This is a genomic window from Laspinema sp. D2d (assembly GCF_025370755.1).
Taxonomy (GTDB): Bacteria; Cyanobacteriota; Cyanobacteriia; order Cyanobacteriales; family Laspinemataceae; genus Laspinema.
Genome location: NZ_JAMXFC010000003.1, coordinates 223,329 through 240,978 on the forward strand (window position 1 = coordinate 223,329; position 17,650 = coordinate 240,978).

Genomic DNA, 17,650 nt, shown 5'->3' on the forward strand with positions numbered 1-17,650 from the left:
CCGGACTCCCTATCCCCCGGCACAACCTTTTTCCTGGAAGTGACTTGAAGAATTTCCTGAACACTGCTATAAGGAAAACCCGAACAATTCGACTCAAACCACACTTCCCCAGAGGTAGCCAGACCGAGATAAATTGCCCTGATTCTCGATCAACGTGATAGGTAACTCCTGTGCGAGTCTAATTGTTTTACCCCAGGCTTGAACAGCCGGATTATCTACAAAGTTAGGACAGCTTAAAGTTAATCCCCTTAATGTTCTAAATAAGCCCATTGTTTCCAGTCTCGACGGCGGGACAATCCTTTAATTTCAATATCCATTCGATTCGCTTCGGCAATTTCAAAAATTCGCCGCAATCCATTTCTAAAATTTTTCTGTTTACTATTAAAAGAAATAGAATATCGTAAGGGTTCACGGGCTTGAATATACACTAAGCGATTATTTTTACGATTAGACACTAAAATAGCTCGTTTTACATCAACCCAAGGGATAATCAGCCTCGGACTCAGAGGACTGCGCCGCACAATTCGGGTATTACTAATTTCTATCGCCGCACATAATTCATCGGCAATAATCAGTAATGGACTGGTCATAGCAATCCAAATTAGCGCAGTTCCAATCGGAATCAAAAGCAGTGACAGACAGGCACAGATTAAGTAAAAGACTCCTAATCCCCAACCAATCCACGGATGACGAGGAGAGAGCCGCAGGAATTGTTCTCGGGTATTCATGGCTTGGCTTCCTTTCCAGGGTTTTTGTGTTAATTCTAATCCATTAAAATGGTCTTCAAATCCTTCTACAGAGATAGGTTAAGACGGGCTTTAGGTGAGGTGCATCCAAGGGCGTGTTCCAAAGACTTCACAAGCGCTGGATGCAATTTTTGCCGCAGCAGCTAAAGCCTGGGGAAAGGATTTTTGTAAAATATAATGACAAAATGCCCCATGAAAAATATCACCTGCCCCTAATGTATCAACAGATTTGATTTGAGGAACTTCTACCAAACCCGAAATACCCTGGCTCAGGTATTGAATGGGTTTTTCCCCGTTAGTAATGGCAATATGGGGGATTCCTAGGTGAGCCAAATAGGTGAAAACTTCGGAGGCATTGTGGCAGTTTGGGGGATAAAAATTACTGGAACAAATGGCATAATCTACGAAGGGAAGAAGGGTTTCAAATCCGGGTTTCCAGCTTCCTCCATCGAGGACGACGGGGAGGGTTTGGGCGTGACTGATTTGGGCAATCCGTTGACTGACGGACATTTGATGTCCATCGATCAGGACTATGTTAAACTTTTCCCAGGAATCAAGGGGTAGACGATCGCCCAAAATTTGAGATTTTGTCGCATTGATGGAAATCACCGCCCGATCGCCGGTGGCTTGGGTGACGAGAATCGAAGACAAGGGCGGGGGTTCGGTACGGTGGGGGTCTAAATCGGCGATCGCCACCCCATACCGTTCTAATTCCTCATAAACTATGGCCGTTAAGGGATGTTGTCCGACTGACCCTACCAGGGTCGAGTGATTGCCCAAATAGCTAAAGGCGATCGCCGCATTCGTTGCCGGTCCCCCAGCATTGATCATCGAGTCAGTCGCCACCAGTTTCTGATTGTTTTGAGGCACTCCTGCGGTTAAATAGATCACGTCCAGGGTGACTAACCCCACAAACAATCCTTGTTTTTGCCCGGTTTTGTCCTCTCGTTTTAAGCCCGCCAATTCTTCCATTTAAACGCTCCCTGGGGTTCATATTTTATCATGAATTGGGATAGAAATGAGCCAGAATTCGTAGAAGCCTCTCCACTTATTCCGGGGATACATCATTTATATTAAGATAGGGTAAAACTTAGCCCTCTGTTCATGGAAATTGATTCAAAACTAGGCACACTTTATATCGTGGGAACGCCCATCGGAAACCTGGAAGATATGACATTCCGGGCGGTGCGAATTTTGCAGGAAGTTGAGGCGATCGCCGCTGAGGATACTCGGCACACCGGGAAATTGTTGCATCATTTTCAAATTAAAACCCCGCAAATTAGCTATCACGAACATAACCGGCAACAGCGAATTCCAGAATTAGTGAATCGGTTAGCAGAAGGCGCGGCGATCGCCCTCGTCACCGATGCTGGAATGCCTGGAATCTCGGATCCCGGATATGAACTCGTCAAAGCTTGTGTGGAAAAAGGAATTGTAGTCGTGCCGATTCCTGGACCCAGTGCCTGCATTACGGCGATTAGTGCAGCGGGTTTACCCGCTTCTCGATTTACCTTTGAGGGGTTTTTACCCGCGAAGGGAAAAGAACGACACCAGCAGTTGCAGCAGTTAAAGGAAGAGACGAGGGCGATGGTGCTTTATGAAGCGCCGCATCGGTTGCGGAAAACATTACGGGATTTAGAGAAAATCTTGGGGGGCGATCGCGCCTTGGTTTTAGGGCGAGAGTTAACGAAGCTGCATGAAGAGTTTTGGCGGGGAACAATTGCCGAAGCCATAGCACATTATGGCGACAATTGTCAACCGAAAGGAGAATTTACCTTAGTCATTGACGGGGGCGATCGCTCAACCCCCGTTTTTTCCGAAGAGAGCCTTAAGGCGGCATTACAGAAGGCGATCGACCAGGGGCTCACCCGGTCCGAGGCAACCAGGCAGTTGGCGGAGGAAACGGAACTTCCCCGTCGCCAGATTTATCAACTGGCGATCGCCCTCGATGAGCAAAATGCTCAGGACCTGTAAAGCCTAGAGCCTCACTACATCAGAAATGAGGGACTCAGAAACCGGACGTTACAGAAGGACCGGGAAACTGCCCTCTAGTGCCCAGCCGAACCGAGTGGGGGGTCAAAAGGGCCGTCCCTGATTCCCTGTCGCCATTAACCCCTATAGGGAATAAACCTGACCATCAATCAGTAAACGGGTAATCCCCTTGGATTGCAAATAGACGCTAGTTTTTTGCAGCATCCGCCCATCGGGAACCTTAATCACCCGTTGATTTCGCGCCGAAAAGCGCCGCGCCACGCGGTGATTGTCAAAAACCGGCAGAGTTCGTTCATAAGACTCTTGAGCGGGAATTTGTCCAAGTTCGGCAAACTCTTTGAGAGGGCGAGTAATTAACTCTCCCCCTTTGTCTACAACCACATAACAGATTTTGGGAAGTTCAGCTTCCGCTAGGGGTAAGACTTCCACAACAGTAGAGGTCCGAAGCTGACGTCGCGGTAACAGGGGTTCATCATCCCCCCATTCCTCCTCATCGTCCTCATTGTCCTCATCCTCTAATTCTTCGTCATCCTCCTCATCGTCGTCCTCATCCTCCTCATCCAGGATGTCTTCTCCCAACATTTCCTGGAGGGCGCTCGTTTCGATGCTGGGATAGCGATCGTTAAAGCCTTCCTCGGGGAGTTCAAGCTCGTTATTATCTTCTTCCTCAGAAGCGTCCCCAGCAGAACGGAGGCGAATGCGTCGTTTAGCTGGAGTAGCTAAGGGAGGCTCTTCTTCAATATCCAGGGACTCTGAATCCGTGGGAAGGAAGCGACCCGATCGCTTTTGTTGGATGAGGGATTCATATTCCTCTTCAGATAACGTGCTTTTGAGGATGCGGCTAATGGTCGAGCTACTGACACCGTAACGACTCGCCAGGGTTAAAGTCGTTTCTCCAGGCTGTCGATACAGGTCAATAATGTCGCTTTTGTCAGATTCAGATAGTTTTCGAGAACTCATGCCGCATCATCGGGGGTAAACATTTGGACGAGAGTCGGAGGCATTGAACGCGCGATCGGGGGATGAGCGCCATCTTAGCGCGGTCAGTGTCGGAATGGGGGAGGACTAGAATATCATGCCATTGTTGGATTAAGAGTAAATTAAAGAGCAGCCCGGTTCCCGACCAGGGATTGTAGCCGAGTCCGAATGGGAATCACAGGGATGGGATCAATCTGAAGACCCGCCTCTTCTGCGGCCACGAGAACGAGACCGAGTAGAGATATCGTATTCCAACACTGCACCAATACCGAACAGAACCGCACTGAAAATCCAGAAGACTTCCAAAAGACTGCCACTTTCGTAGTTGGCAACGCGGACATCAGCGTACTTAAACCACATATCGGCAATATAAAGGGAAAAAGTAGCTGCCGCAATCATCCGCCAAGACTGAGAGAAGCGTCCTCCCCAGAAGGCTAACAACAGTGCCGTTGCTAGGATCAGGAGCAAAACATCCATGATCACATAGAACAAATTCACATAGTAAGCCACAGGAGTCAGCGCTTCGTCAATGGCGAGAATGAAGCCCGGAGCAGTTTGCGCAGTGCTGGCGGCAGGAGCAGGAGCTGAGGTCCCGGTTCCGGTAGCTGGTGAAGCCACCTGCTCGATCGCCTGGGGTGAAGCGGCCTCGGGTACCTCAATCGGTTCCGCCACCGCCAGCCAGTACGCTAACGCAATCCCAGCCAAGGCGATCGCCCCGAGGACGGCCCACTGCCAAACTTCTAAATTCAGCTTGCGGCCTGAGACTGCCAGAACCATCCCAACCGTGAGGGCAATATAGGTAATCGCGTAAAAGAAATCCCCCAAAGACACATCCGGGGCGAGATTCCAATACAACTCCCATAAGCCAAACAACACGCCGCCTAGAAAATAGCACAGCATTCCAATCCCGATCGCCAGCCAAACATTCCGTCCACTGACAATTTGGGGAGCGCGCCAATTTCTAAAACACAGAATTGCAGCGCCCAAGAAAGCGGCTAATTCAAATATTAACGTACCGATTGAGTACCACAGGGGTCTCCCCTCTCCAGGAGCTTCCGGGACGCTAAATAACAAAAAAAACAACAACGCTAAAACAGCCCAGGTAATTCCGGCAACCACCAGGGTCTGAGCTGCAAACAAGGGTTGAGAACTGGTTAACTTTTCTGAAGTCGTTCGCATAGAAATTCCCAAATTGCTAACGGGGCATCGGTCTTGGGGTCTAGGACTTTCTTAAACGTAGAAACGGCCAAGGGCTTGCCTAGAGAGCCGTTTATTAACGACAAGAACACAAAACCCACTTGAAAGAACCCTCTTTCAAGATAGGGACCACATCTCACCGAGGGGAGATTGTCCAAGCCAATCTCTGAACTGCTTGCGTTCGGCCGCGGGCATATCTTCCAAGATATCTAAGGCTCGTTCTACAAAGCTGGTATTCCCAAAGTAGGCTTTACCCAAGCGATAGAGTTCTTGCAACAAGGTATTCAAATGGTGCTCTTGCCAGGACGGGACTTGAGCGCCGCCCAAGGGGTCCATATTGAGCAACTGGTTGACCGCATCCGGTGATTCCGCTTGAGGGAAGCGCCATTTTTTAAAAGTCTCAGCAATGTCCTTTTCAAATGAACTGGCTTGCCGATTGCCCAACAAGTCTTCTATGTCAAAGAAAACCGCTTGCAACATTAAAATACAAGCTTGGGTGTACAGGGGCGCTGCTGCTACCCCTCCATGAGCATCATCTGTCAACTGGTCGAGACGAATTTTGCCCCAAACACTGTATCGATCTGTCTCTTCGAGCAGTACGCAAGCTTTCCCACGGTTATCCGTTAGGTCCCTCCAGAAGGCCCTGGCCTCATCCGCCTGTTGCGCGCTAAACACGTTAATTAAGCGAAAGGTCTGACCTTGATAGTTCAAAATCGGTATTTGCTGACCCGTTTTTGGGTGCTGAATACCCGTTATTTCAACATCCTGCCGTTTCAGAATAAACATGACGCTGCCAATTGAGTCCTCGTGGCCTGTGGGTGCTGTCGGTTCAATGGAAATGGCTTCAAGCCAGAGTTTCGTTTGTCGGCCTGCTTGGTTTCAAGATTAAGTTGAACCACACTTTGGCTTTAGTTTAGTCTGACTCACGCAGTTAACCGCAACTCGGCAAGTCTTGCTCATTTCCCTGGCGACGTAATTCAACGCCCTGACTAACCCTTATCTTACTCTATGCCTTATCCGGAAAAACCCCAAGCTTGTTATTCCTACTTTGAGCATGGACCCACTCCCAATCCCCGGTGATTTCTGCCCCAGACCCTTGAGGTTTAGGCAAGAGGATTATCCCTAGAGGCAGGCTTTTCAAGGGAAAAAACCCAATCTCCTGGGAAAACCGCTATGCAAATGCCCTCTTGTTTGATAAAATACAGAAATCAACCCGGGCAGCCACTTGGGTTTTGACCGTCTGCAAGAAATAAAACTCAAGCGGGGTTTTCCGGTAACCGTTGTTTGGGTGCGTAACTCAGGTGGATAGAGTAGCGAACTTCTAATTCGTTGGTCGCAGGTTCGAGTCCTGCCGCACCCGTTTCTCAGTTCCGGGTTTTCCCCCATTGGACAAATCCTGGATCAGAAAGTTTTTTCCCTTTTTGCCCTAATTGTTATCAAAAAAAACAGGGTCTAACACTCTTTCAAGTTTTAGACCCCATTCTTGGTATTCTTAGATTCAAAAGCCCGTGACGAGGATTGAACTCGTGACCTCACCCTTACCAAGGGTGTGCTCTACCACTGAGCTACACGGGCAGACAACATTTAAGTTTCAATCCGTTAATCGGTCAGGATTTCTTGACCATTGACGTTGAACTTTAAATGAATTGTGGTGGGCCGAGCTGGATTTGAACCAGCGTAGGCGTAGCCAGCGGATTTACAGTCCGCCCCCATTAACCGCTCGGGCATCGACCCTTTTTTGTCCACAATTACTAATACTAGCAGAACTCTCACAGAAGTCAAGGCTTTAAGCGAACTTTTTTTTTAGCCCGGGTTTGACCTAGACTCGAATAGCTTATCGACCATTCCCCCGGTTGCTGCGAATACCCAGGGGAACGGCATTGATGACCCCTTTGCGGTGGGTCCGGTTGTCCAAATCACTCTCATCGTAAATTTCCCCAACGAGTTCTTCCAGAATATCTTCCAGGGTCAACAAACCGACGGTTCCCCCGTACTCATCCACAACGATCGCAATATGCAGCCGCTGTTGCAACATTTCCTTAAGCAAGTCTGCTACTCGTTTGGTCTCTGGGACATAAACCGGAGGATCCATTGCCAGGGTCACGCCCCCATTCTCAATTCCCTCCTGTTGACAGGCCCTAATTTGCTGAATGGCCTGCTTCAGGTGAACGATCCCCACAATTTGATCCTTGGATTCTTCCTGGACGGGAATCCGCGAATATCCGGTTTCCAAGCACAGATCGACTAAATCCTGTAATGTGGCTTCATGGGAAATGGTTCGCATCTCAATCCGAGGTTTGACCACTTCTCGGGCGTTTAAACTATCCAACATCAGGGCTTTGTTCAGTAACTGATGCTTGTACAAGTCCAGTTGACCCCGACCCCCGAGAATTTCAATCATCATCTGCAGATCGGTTAAAGATTCCCCTTGTTGAATGTTATTCGCCTTCACTACACGAATCATCACTTGGGTGATTTTTTCGAGCAACGGTACGATTCCAACCAAGGAGAGTATCTGAGACAACCAATAGATCGGTCGCACCACCACCTTAAAAATGGGAAGGACATTGTTAATAGCTAAAGATTTAGGAGTGATTTCCCCAAAAATTAGGACTAACAGGGTGACGACGGCGGTTGCTACTCCTAATCCGGCGTTTCCCAACCATAAGGCAAACAGATTGCTGGTTAAAATGGCTGAAAAATTATTGACGAGGTTATTGCCGACTAGGAGGGTGGTAATAAAACGAGTGCGTTTGTGCAGAACTAGGGTAAAGATGCGGTGAGGGTCCCCTTGTTCTTTGATCAGCGATCGCAATTTGAGATTATCAAGGGCGGTAATCGCCGTTTCTGACCCGGAAAACATGGCCGAGAGGACGAGCATGAACATCAGGACCCCGACATCAAGCCAAATATTTCCTAACAGGGGTTGCAGTTGAGAAACAGCTAGAACTGAATGGGGAAGGGGTGAAGAAATCACGATGGGTCCGAAGTAATAAATAAAATGAAATTCAGGGAGAACGTTGTGATCCTTAGGCGGTCAAGTTCGTTCTTGATGCCCATAATAACGTTCCCATCGGATCTCGTTGTCAAAGCAGGCTGGTGGATCCGGGTGACAAAAGTCCCCCCGGTGGGCGGGTGGGAGTTTCACTGGATTGGATGGCGCGATCGCGTCTCTTCAGTCTGAGGCTGATCGGATGAGTTGAGGGTTTTTTCCAGCAAAAAACCCTGAGATATTAAGTCCGGTCCCCTCCCCTATGTCTGGGGGAGGGTTAGGGAGGGGTCCCCTACCTATCGATTCCGGTAGGACTATCAGACCCTGATTGCTAACCCTTAGCCTCCTATTTTAGGATGAAGGCTTCGGGTAGACCGGACCTAGCAGGGCGATCGCCTCGATATCCCGGTCTAGTTGAAACTGTAAGCGGATTGCAACCCCCACCAAATTAAGAAGGCAATGCCGCCTAAAATCAGCACAGAGGAAACCCCGACCAGCACTGGGCTGTCGGCCCCTTTAAATTTCATAATTCCACGATTTAAGTCTGACATAGCGCTACGCTCCTGGCTCAGGCACAACAAAGATTAAACGTTCGATCCATCCCTCCCCTCTGCCTGGGTTCAAAATCCGGGACAGAGGCTCGCTTACTTCGGGGAGAACAGACTGGGCATTTCTCCCTTTTTCTCCCGGTTCTGGAGTCGGGGATCGGGTTTTCTCCCCGATCATTGTAACTGGGGATTCTCCCCAGGAGGGAGAGGGTCAAAGGGTGCGATCGCTCCGGATGTTGAAACAGCACCGATGACCTGATTCCCCGATTCGTTCCCCTGTCTGAAAATCCTAGTTAGGGTTAGGAACGGTTGACCCGTCGAGTCTAAGTTTTTCGAGCCGATTTTTACGGACAGCCTTTCAGTCATCTTTTTAGCCCAATCAGGCTTTATATCCGGTGGGGAAAAATTTCCCGACTCTGTTTTATTTTAATCTAAACTATCCGCAAAAAAGCCTTGAGAGACGGTGAATATTGAAGGACATGGAGAGTGAAGATTCATCCTTTGACGCTCGGGATTGGTGGGGTAGTCAATCGGGCTTAACCGGATCGGCTGGATCGGGGGAATTGGGGGTTGAAATGGAGGGCGATCGCTGAGGTTTTAGGCGTAGACTCCGGATAAAACCAGCGGTTTTCAACGGGTCAACCGGGATAGAACGGGCGATCGTACCGGATCGCGGGTAGATTTCCCGAGGCTGGATCAATCTTGGCTTGATAGAAAAATAACGGCCCGACTGGATGATGAAATGCTGACAATGGGTGACTCGGGTAGGACTTAACTCATTAGCTCTAATCCGAGGGAAAATTTAGGGACAGCCCGGGCTATAACGAGCAGGATTTCCTCAAAATTGCATCCCCTACCTAGCGCCTTCGAGTTGCCCTTCCATAGAGTCTGGATGGGGAATGAGGGGAAAAATCCTCCCACCCGCGATTAATATCCAGTTAGGTGCTATAGTACATTGACACGAGATACAAGCTGCTGACCGTGCAACCGACCGTCTCCACACCGGGAGCCTTAAATCCCACAGGCCCCAAGCCAGAACCGAAAGGATAAGGAACCCCTCCCGCAGGACCCTTACCCCTAGCCCCAGGAGTTCGATTGGGAAAACTTGTAGAAAAAGCGGCTATACTGTATTTTGGTAAAACTGACGATCAGGAGCGAAACTCGCTCTACAACGGAGCACCATTACAATAACTCGAAGCAATACCTGCATGGGCAACAAGCCAACCATTGCTATCTCTCATCTAGGGTGCGAGAAAAATCGCATTGACACCGAACATATTCTGGGCCTGTTGGTACAAGCAGGCTACTCGGTCGATACGGATGAAGAAGTAGCAGATTACGTTATCGTCAACACTTGTAGTTTTATTGAATCGGCTCGTGAAGAGTCAGTCCGGACGCTGGTAGAACTAGCGGAGGCGAAGAAAAAAATCGTCATTACCGGATGCATGGCGCAACATTTCCAAGAACAACTGTTTGATGAACTGCCCGAAGCAGTTGCAGTTGTGGGAACTGGGGATTATAATAAAATCGTAGAAGTGATTGAACGGGTCGAAGTCGGCGAGCGAGTCACAGAGATTTCCGCAGAACCGACTTATATCGCCGATGAGACGACACCGCGTTACCGGACGACTACCGAAGGTGTAGCGTACCTGCGGGTCGCGGAGGGATGTGATTACCGCTGTGCATTTTGCATCATTCCGCATCTTCGGGGAAACCAGCGATCGCGCACCATTGAGTCCATCGTAGCCGAAGCCAAGCAATTGGCAGCCGAGGGCGTCCAAGAAATTATTTTAATTTCTCAAATTACCACCAACTATGGGTTAGACCTATACGGTGAACCCAAACTGGCGGAACTGCTGCGTGCATTGGGCGAGGTAGATGTCCCCTGGATTCGGATGCACTACGCCTATCCTACGGGACTGACCCCGAAAGTGCTGCGGGCGATTCGGGAAACCCCCAACGTGCTGCCGTACTTAGATTTACCCTTGCAACACTCCCATCCAGAAGTGCTGCGGGCAATGAATCGGCCCTGGCAAGCAGGGGTCAATGATCGGATTATCGAGGGAATTAAAGCAGCGGTACCGGATGCGGTATTGCGAACGACCTTTATCGTAGGATTCCCTGGCGAAACGGACGAACATTTTGAACATTTGTATCAGTTTGTTCAACGTCATGAGTTCGATCATGTAGGCGTGTTCACCTTCTCCCCGGAAGAAGGAACCCCCGCCTATACGCTGCCCAATCAACTCCCGCAAGAAGTCATGGATGAACGGCGGGATGCCTTGATGGAATTGCAACAGCCGATTTCATTGAAGAAGAATCAAGGGGAAGTCGGTAAGGTTGTAGACGTATTAATCGAACAAGAACACCCCGAAACTGGGGAGTTGATAGGCCGATCGGCGCGATTTGCGCCGGAAGTGGATGGATTGGTCTATGTTCGAGGAAATGCCCGTCTCGGTTCCAGGGTGCCGGTGGCGATCGCCAGTGCTGACGTTTACGACCTCTATGGTCATGTTGCCACTGTAGCTGACCTAGTGCAACGGCAATCCATTGCCCTCGGTTAAGGAATCCAGATTTTCTGGGAAAGTTTAGGACGGTTTTTGGTATGGTCTTTAACAGCTATGTTGAGATCCTCTGCACTTTAAAAGCTCGTTCAATACCTGCCCGGAATCGGTGGTCAGGGCCTTAAGACAGAAAGCCCGATTCTACCGTGCCTTTTCTTTACAACCCTTGTAACTAACAGGCAAATCAGAAGTACCCCTCAACATCCGCTAATCTCAATTAGCATCAATACCAATTCTATTTTTATGCTCTACATCGAAAGCGTATCTGTCCTAGCTCCAAATATCTAAGAGCAACCCCATGTAGCATCAAAAACGAGAAATGGTATTAGCTGCCCTTGAGCAGCCCCAAACTCAAACGTTTTAGGAGAATAAATGACAGTTTCATTTCAAAGTTTAGGTCTTTCAGAAGAGCGCGTACAACAGCTAGAAAAACTTGGGTTTACCGAACCTAGCCCCATTCAAGAACAAGCCATTCCTAAACTGATGGCGGGACAGGATGTAGCGGGACAAGCCCAAACCGGAACCGGCAAAACGGCGGCATTTTCTCTGCCCATTTTGGAGCAGATGGATGTTAACGACAAGAATGTTCAAGCGCTGATTCTGGCCCCAACCCGCGAACTGGCGATTCAAGTCAGTAATGCGATTCGGGAATTAACGGACGATCGCCGGGTGCGGATTTTTGCCGTGTACGGTGGCTCCTCCATTGAGCGCCAAATTCAGCGCCTGGAACGGGGCGTTCAGATTGTTGTGGGTACCCCCGGACGGGTTCTGGATTTGCTCAACCGTGGGCATCTCAAACTCGACACCCTTACCCATCTCGTCCTCGATGAAGCGGACGAAATGCTGAGTATGGGCTTTATTGATGATGTGGAAAAAATCCTGGATAAAGCCCCGAAAGACCGCCAGACCGCCTTCTTCTCAGCCACGATGGAACCCTCCATTCGCAAGCTGATGAATAAGTTCATGCGCGATCCAGTCACGGTGAAGATTGAACAAAACAAATCAACGCCGAAGCAGATCGACCAAGTAATCTACATGGTCCCTCGCGGCTGGTCCAAATCTCGGGCCTTATTGCCGATTTTAGAATTGGAAGACCCGGAAACAGCGATCGTCTTCGTCCGCACCCGTCGGGCGGCGGCTGAACTCACCAGCCAACTGCAAGCGGCAGGTCACAGCGTGGATGAATATCACGGAGACCTCAACCAGTCCCAACGGGAACGGTTAATCGATCGCTTCCGCAAGCAACAAGTCCGCTGGATTGTTGCCACGGATATTGCGGCACGCGGTTTAGATGTGGATCATCTGACCCACGTTATTAACTACGATTTACCGGATCAAGTGGAAAGCTACGTTCACCGGATCGGACGCACGGGCCGCGCCGGTCGTGAAGGGACTGCTATCTCGCTGATTCAGCCGTTTGACCGGCGTAAGCTTCAACAAATTGAGCGGCACCTGCGTCAAACTCTGAAGATTCGCTCGATTCCGACTCGCTCTCAAATTGAGGCGCGGCATCTGGAAAAACTGCAATCTCAAGTCCGGGAAATCCTCAGTGGCGAGCGTTTGGCTTCGTTCCTGCCGATCGTCGCTCAACTGAGCGAAGAATATGACCCCCACACGATCGCCGCAGCAGCGCTGCAAATGGCTTACGATCGCACTCGTCCCAATTGGGCGAACAATATCTCGGAAGATGCGCCCGAGGAAATGGATAACTATTCCGATAAGCGCTACGACGACCGCGATCGCGGCGATCGCTCATCTCGGTCCATGTCAAAGCCGATCAAGCGCTCAAAACCTCGTAACACTTCGTCGCGAGAGCCCATTGGGGAACGTCAGTAGAGGGTAGTTGTCCGTAAAGGGGGAATAATTCGGGACAATTGATCTGAGTCCTGTTCCCTCTCACCGGAGATTAAGGGCTACCTTCCAGAGGGGTTCATCTAGCGATCGCTAGAACACCCCCTCTCCACTGCCTAATAGAACCTGACTGGCTGGTGAGCATTTTGAGAATGCAACCGGCCATAATTTTTTTTAGGGCAGTTCCAATCCCAGGGGTTTGCGGCGGCTTTTGACCCTTACAGCCCAAGGGCTAATGCTGAAGATTGAACAGGATTGAAACTCTCAAATGAAGCTTGTTCACTATTCTTGCATCAGATTAGCAGGGAGAGTCGTGGATCATTCAACTCTGACTAATTTGAGTTGAATTTCAGTCTTTAGATAGATGTTATTTAGCCTTACTTACAATTCACGGGCAGTCATAACAATAGGAAAGAAGACGGGTAGACTCCTGACATCAAGGGGGTGAAAGTTAGGATGCAAAATTTTTAATAGTTTATAATATTTAGCCCTCCTTTAAAGTTTTTAAAACCCTTCCTCAAAATATCTGCCCTTTTCTCTCAATTAGTCTATAAATCGTCAGACTAGAGTAGGTTGACAATTCAAAAATTGTCGGCTATCGCCTTGTTTTGAATGGCGGAAAAATCCGAAGATATTCCTCAACTGCCAAGGGCGATCGGTCATTTAAATGGGCAGATTCTCGGCTGGCTTTTTAGCCTTAATCCCTGGTGAACCGACTCTCTAGGGGGTTTTAGGAACTGCCTAAGTATCAATTGTAGTAACCAGAGGCTTATCTCTCTAACGTGGTAGGCAAGCTTTATCGATTGAGTTAAGATAGAGTTAATTTACGGTAAAACTCATCCCTAACTTATAAAATGCTGGGTCATAAGCTGCGTTTAAAAGCATTCCATTAGGGTGGGAAAGGGTCTTGAAAATTTATAAAATCAAGCAGGTAATTTATGAATAAAAAGAGGGCTGAGGTTGGAGATATAACCGAAAATTTGAGATCAGATATCAAGATCAATGAACCCGGGATTGACAATTTTAGGCCACCTAGAGACAGGCACAGCTTACGCGATCGCCTTACGGGATTATTCCCTCTGATGATGACCATCTATCTCCCCACCTTCATCATTCTGTTGCTGGTCCGACAGCAAAATCGAGTTCCCATTTATCATCTGATCGGTGACCCCGCTAAAATTGCCGATTGGCCTTTTTATTTGGGAATGATCACCCGATTGGGCATTTTATTATGGTGTGCTACTGCTGCTATTTGTCTGTTTACTGCCCTTTATCTCAAACCCTTGAATCCCTCTTTAAAACATCAACAATTTATCTTGTATTCGGGTATAATCACCACAGTCTTAATGCTGGATGATTCTTTTCAGTTTCATGAGGAAGTCTTCCCCACTTATTTCGGCATCTCAGAAAAAATAGTTTATTTGACTTATGTGAGCCTGGTGGCCCTGTACCTGATGAAATTTTATAAAATCATCTTAAATACCCGCTATTTAGTGTTTTTGGGGTTAGGGTTTGTCTGCTTTGCCTTGTCAATGTTGCTGGATATGCGGGCCATTATAGATTTAGTAAAAATGGGACTGATCTATGATCGCGATCGGGCGCTATTAGAAAATGGATTTAAGCTGTTTGGGATTGTGAGTTGGTGTACTTATTTTTCCTTAACCTGTAAAGAACAGATTCAACAAGGAATTCACCGTTTCCAATCCTAGTTTAAAGGTCAGGACTAAACGGGTTTGGAGGAGTTTAACCTGACCCCTAAAGTTGTTTCCAGGGTGGACATTGTTCAGCAGGGAACGGGATGCGCCAGCAGAGGCGATCGCGACTTTTATCCAAACTCATGTCTAACTGTAGAAGCCCGAGAAACAAACTGTTTAAAGCAGGATATCCCTCTTCTGTCCAACTGAGTTGAAAGTCTGAATCCCTTGTTGCCTAAAACGATGCAAAATCGTTAATTGGCCTTAAAAGGAAAGAAGTCGGGCCTCTCCTCCATTTTGGAAGAATTTAAGTCCATTTTTTATATCATTTAAAACTTTTGGGACCAGTTTTCTGATACTTAATCCCAATTCCAACCAAAATTAACCCTAAGAAAAATATCGCCATCCAGGTAATTACTAAAACCCCTAACTGTACCGAAGGGGGAATAAACTCACGCAATCGGGACCAAGTGGCGAAAATATTTCCCTGCATCAAGGCGGAAATCCCATACAATAATTGAACTTCTACTCCTTCTGGTCCTAATTCAATCCCCCGTCTAATAGCGGTTTCCCCTTGTCGCGGATGCCAACCATAGAGATTCACAAACCCTAAATAAGCATAAGCATAAGGATTTTTTGAATCCAGTTGAACCACCCGTTCAAAAGCAGAGATGGCCCCCTTCACATCCTGCTGCAAAACTTGACTAAAGGCTAAATTGTAAGCCAATTCTACATTTTCTGGATCTTTTTGTAAGCGATACTCTAGGGATTTCTCGGATTGAATTAGATAATCTTGAATGGGGTCATATTGATTCACCCGTCCTATGTCATCAAAAATAAACTCTAACGCCTTTGGTCCTTGGGGTAATGCGGCAGCAAGCGATCGCAATTGCGTACTCCAATCTAGTTCCGGTGCTGGAGTCGCTTTTGCTGCGGGATTGATGGCGATCGCCACCCGAGGCACATCAATCTCCTGAGTTTCCCCAGTTTTTCGATTCAAATAAGTCGCTGCCAAAGTATAAGTTCCCGGGGTCATATCCGCTGGCGGTAACATTGCCATCCGTTCTATCACTTTCGCCTGTAACGGTGGCGTTACCGCTTGTAGCTCACCTTTACCAATCCCATGATCATGGAACCAAGACTCACGCAACGAGGGAGATGCTGCGGGACTCTGTAACTGCCAAGTTAAGATCACCACTCCATCCCGCAACGAGTCCCAATCTCCCGTCCATTCATAACTCACTGGAACCGGCACACCCGGAGGAGATTCTGCGGGAACTGTCACACGCTCAAGAGTGAGAATCGCTGGATTTGCAGATGCCTCGCTTGCCTCAACTGTAACCATCGGCAGACGATGATGATACAAATTGAGGGTACTGTCATCCGGTAACGGCCAACTTGCTTGTATATTAAATTCCCCGCCAGTTTCTACAAGTGCGGCGATCGCCGCTTGTGCCTCCGTCGGGACCGAACCCTGATTTCCCGTCTTGGTCAAAAACCAATCCAGCGATCGCGCATCTTGTGCAACGTGCGATCGCCTTGTACCCACCTGCCTACCATACACTTGAAACTGTTGCAAATTCCCATAATAATTCAAATTATGCTGATTAATCATTGGCGTCGAAGGTAACACCCCCAACGTTGACCGTAAATAGGGAGTAGTTTCCATAATTTCTGCGATCGCCTCTCGATGGGGCCAATCCGGTCCCCGATAAGCATGACGAGAGGTCACAATATCGGGATGCCACTGATAAACCGGCCACAGATTGCCCAAAATCAACACCAGCGCCGCACTACAAGTTCCCCACCGCACCCATTTTCCCCAATGGGTGGGAAACAGCATCAATCCATAAGCTAACACCAGAGAAACAACCGGCAGATAAGGTAAAACATACCGAAAATCTTTATTCAGAATTAAAGAAAATAAGACATAAGACCCGACCCAAAAAATGGCTAACCATTTGAATGGAGAATTAAAATGGGTTCTCCAAACTGGATTTTGCAACTCTGCCTTTAACGGAGTCAAGTGGCGATCGCCTCGTGAACGCCACCAATAGAACACAAATCCAGCAATGGGAACCACCAGAAACGGCCAGGATACATGATGCGGGAGTTGTTTTGCATAAAATGTCCAAGCGGGAAGAGTATAAATGGCCGGGTCACCTTCAACCACTGCCGCCTGAATTGCCGCCCGTTGACTACCTGTAAACACCAGTAACCAATTGGTACGATACCAGGGATACATTACTAACCCCGTCACGAAAGCCGCCACCATTAACTGAAGGAATCTGACCCAGCGCCGGTCTTTAATTGTACTCACAATCACCCAAACCAGAGGCGTGATGAGAAAGAATAAAGCGCTTTGTTTAATCAGTAGGGATAATCCGACCGATAATCCCAAGACAATAGCCCAAAACCAAGCTTGATAAGCGGGAGAATTCAGAAAAAAAGAAATATCATGTTGAGGCGGCTTTTCTGAGGTAAAACCAGCCAATTCTAACAGTTCCGTGACCTTCCATCGGGTTAGAGAATAAAAAGAAAAAGTAACTACAGCAGTCATGGGAAAGTCTAGGAGAAAATCCAGACGGGCATGATATAAACCGGGAAACATCAAACATAAAGCTGCCGCCCAAACACCTATTTTGGGGGTAAACAGCAATCGACCTAAACCATAGACTGAAGGGAGTAAAATGGCGCTAAAGAAGAGGTAAACTAGGGTGGCGCGATCGGCCTCGATCCCAAATAAATTGTGAAAAAATGCGGTCATGATGTAAGTCCCCGGGGGCATTTTAGAGGACAGTAACCATAAACTACGCCACCAATCTCCCGAAAACCATTGGGGGGTTTGTAATGCCTGCCAGTAGTTTAAGGCCCCGGTTAGATAATCGGCCTGATCCCAAGAGGGAATGGAGCGATCAAGAGCAAACCAGAGGCGATCGCAAAATGCCCCTAGGAACCATAACCCGGCGATCGTCAACCAACCGTGATGTTTTTGATAGTTCTTCACCCGCCAAAATCCTCCTAATTTTTATGGATAGTTTAGAAATCGCCACCCGGAACGCTGTAGATACATCAGGGTACTCCAAAT

General features: G+C 48.2%; 12 protein-coding genes and 3 tRNA genes. 5 read left to right on the forward strand and 10 right to left on the reverse strand.

From position 1 onward, the window contains the following. Positions 1–248: 248 nt before the first annotated feature. Both NG796_RS03490 and NG796_RS03495 read right to left on the reverse strand, forming a co-directional pair. A complete protein-coding gene (locus NG796_RS03490) occupies positions 249–728 on the reverse strand; it encodes a hypothetical protein (RefSeq protein WP_261204530.1) in 480 nt (159 codons plus the stop codon). Between the two features lie 90 nt (positions 729–818). Further along, a complete protein-coding gene (locus NG796_RS03495; RefSeq protein ID WP_261204531.1) occupies positions 819–1,718 on the reverse strand; it encodes a sugar kinase in 900 nt (299 codons plus the stop codon). 132 nt (positions 1,719–1,850) lie between these two features. Here NG796_RS03495 and rsmI point away from each other — a divergent pair, with 132 nt between their 5' ends. Then, complete coding sequence (rsmI, locus tag NG796_RS03500; RefSeq protein ID WP_261204532.1) at positions 1,851–2,720, forward strand: 16S rRNA (cytidine(1402)-2'-O)-methyltransferase; 870 nt, start codon at positions 1,851–1,853, stop codon at positions 2,718–2,720. Positions 2,721–2,861: 141 nt separating this feature from the next. Here rsmI and NG796_RS03505 read toward each other — a convergent pair whose 3' ends face one another. The 3 genes from NG796_RS03505 to NG796_RS03515 form a co-directional block, all read right to left on the reverse strand. After that, a complete protein-coding gene (locus NG796_RS03505; protein ID WP_261204533.1) occupies positions 2,862–3,698 on the reverse strand; it encodes a hypothetical protein in 837 nt (278 codons plus the stop codon). 207 nt (positions 3,699–3,905) lie between these two features. Next, positions 3,906–4,895, reverse strand: coding sequence for a hypothetical protein (locus NG796_RS03510; protein ID WP_261204534.1), 990 nt, complete (start codon positions 4,893–4,895; stop codon positions 3,906–3,908). 135 nt (positions 4,896–5,030) lie between these two features. Further along, positions 5,031–5,699 carry an Npun_F0813 family protein gene (locus NG796_RS03515; protein WP_261204535.1) on the reverse strand — a complete coding sequence of 223 codons (669 nt, stop codon included), beginning with the start codon at positions 5,697–5,699 and terminating at the stop codon, positions 5,031–5,033. Positions 5,700–6,199: 500 nt separating this feature from the next. Between NG796_RS03515 and NG796_RS03520 the strand changes: the two genes are divergently transcribed. After that, positions 6,200–6,273 (forward strand) — tRNA-Arg (locus NG796_RS03520). A 143-nt stretch (positions 6,274–6,416) separates the two neighbouring features. Here the strand turns inward: NG796_RS03520 and NG796_RS03525 are convergent. The 4 genes from NG796_RS03525 to NG796_RS03540 all read right to left on the reverse strand — a co-directional run bounded on the left by NG796_RS03525 (position 6,417) and on the right by NG796_RS03540 (position 8,456). Continuing rightward, a tRNA-Thr gene (locus tag NG796_RS03525) sits at positions 6,417–6,488 on the reverse strand. A 74-nt stretch (positions 6,489–6,562) separates the two neighbouring features. Continuing rightward, positions 6,563–6,647, reverse strand: a tRNA-Tyr gene (locus NG796_RS03530). Positions 6,648–6,747: 100 nt separating this feature from the next. After that, complete coding sequence (locus NG796_RS03535; protein ID WP_317619267.1) at positions 6,748–7,890, reverse strand: hemolysin family protein; 1,143 nt, start codon at positions 7,888–7,890, stop codon at positions 6,748–6,750. A 425-nt stretch (positions 7,891–8,315) separates the two neighbouring features. Then, positions 8,316–8,456: a hypothetical protein gene (locus NG796_RS03540; protein ID WP_261204536.1), complete on the reverse strand. Its 141-nt coding sequence runs from the start codon at positions 8,454–8,456 to the stop codon at positions 8,316–8,318. A 1,205-nt stretch (positions 8,457–9,661) separates the two neighbouring features. On the opposite strand from NG796_RS03540, the gene rimO reads away from it, so the two are divergent. The 3 genes from rimO (at position 9,662) to NG796_RS03555 (ending at position 14,577) form a co-directional block, all read left to right on the forward strand. After that, the gene (gene rimO / locus NG796_RS03545) at positions 9,662–11,017 is read left to right on the forward strand and encodes a 30S ribosomal protein S12 methylthiotransferase RimO (protein WP_261204537.1); all 1,356 of its coding nucleotides are present in this window, start codon (positions 9,662–9,664) and stop codon (positions 11,015–11,017) included. A gap of 372 nt (positions 11,018–11,389) precedes the next feature. Further along, positions 11,390–12,853 (forward strand): DEAD/DEAH box helicase, encoded by a 1,464-nt coding sequence (locus NG796_RS03550; protein WP_261204538.1) that lies wholly within the window; start codon positions 11,390–11,392, stop codon positions 12,851–12,853. Between the two features lie 1,097 nt (positions 12,854–13,950). Continuing rightward, on the forward strand, positions 13,951–14,577 hold the full coding sequence (locus NG796_RS03555; protein ID WP_261204539.1) for a hypothetical protein: 627 nt from the start codon (positions 13,951–13,953) through the stop codon (positions 14,575–14,577). Between the two features lie 310 nt (positions 14,578–14,887). Here NG796_RS03555 and NG796_RS03560 read toward each other — a convergent pair whose 3' ends face one another. Continuing rightward, complete coding sequence (locus NG796_RS03560) at positions 14,888–17,569, reverse strand: glycosyltransferase family 39 protein (RefSeq protein WP_261204540.1); 2,682 nt, start codon at positions 17,567–17,569, stop codon at positions 14,888–14,890. Between the last annotated feature and the right edge of the window lie 81 nt (positions 17,570–17,650).

Coding starts and splice junctions, on each gene's coding strand:
- NG796_RS03490 (WP_261204530.1), bottom strand. CDS start 728: ATGAATACCCGAGAACAATTCCTGCGGCTCTCTCCTCGTCATCCGTGG.
- NG796_RS03495 (WP_261204531.1), bottom strand. CDS start 1,718: ATGGAAGAATTGGCGGGCTTAAAACGAGAGGACAAAACCGGGCAAAAA.
- rsmI (WP_261204532.1), top strand. CDS start 1,851: ATGGAAATTGATTCAAAACTAGGCACACTTTATATCGTGGGAACGCCC.
- NG796_RS03505 (WP_261204533.1), bottom strand. CDS start 3,698: ATGAGTTCTCGAAAACTATCTGAATCTGACAAAAGCGACATTATTGAC.
- NG796_RS03510 (WP_261204534.1), bottom strand. CDS start 4,895: ATGCGAACGACTTCAGAAAAGTTAACCAGTTCTCAACCCTTGTTTGCA.
- NG796_RS03515 (WP_261204535.1), bottom strand. CDS start 5,699: ATGTTTATTCTGAAACGGCAGGATGTTGAAATAACGGGTATTCAGCAC.
- NG796_RS03540 (WP_261204536.1), bottom strand. CDS start 8,456: ATGTCAGACTTAAATCGTGGAATTATGAAATTTAAAGGGGCCGACAGC.
- rimO (WP_261204537.1), top strand. CDS start 9,662: ATGGGCAACAAGCCAACCATTGCTATCTCTCATCTAGGGTGCGAGAAA.
- NG796_RS03550 (WP_261204538.1), top strand. CDS start 11,390: ATGACAGTTTCATTTCAAAGTTTAGGTCTTTCAGAAGAGCGCGTACAA.
- NG796_RS03555 (WP_261204539.1), top strand. CDS start 13,951: ATGATGACCATCTATCTCCCCACCTTCATCATTCTGTTGCTGGTCCGA.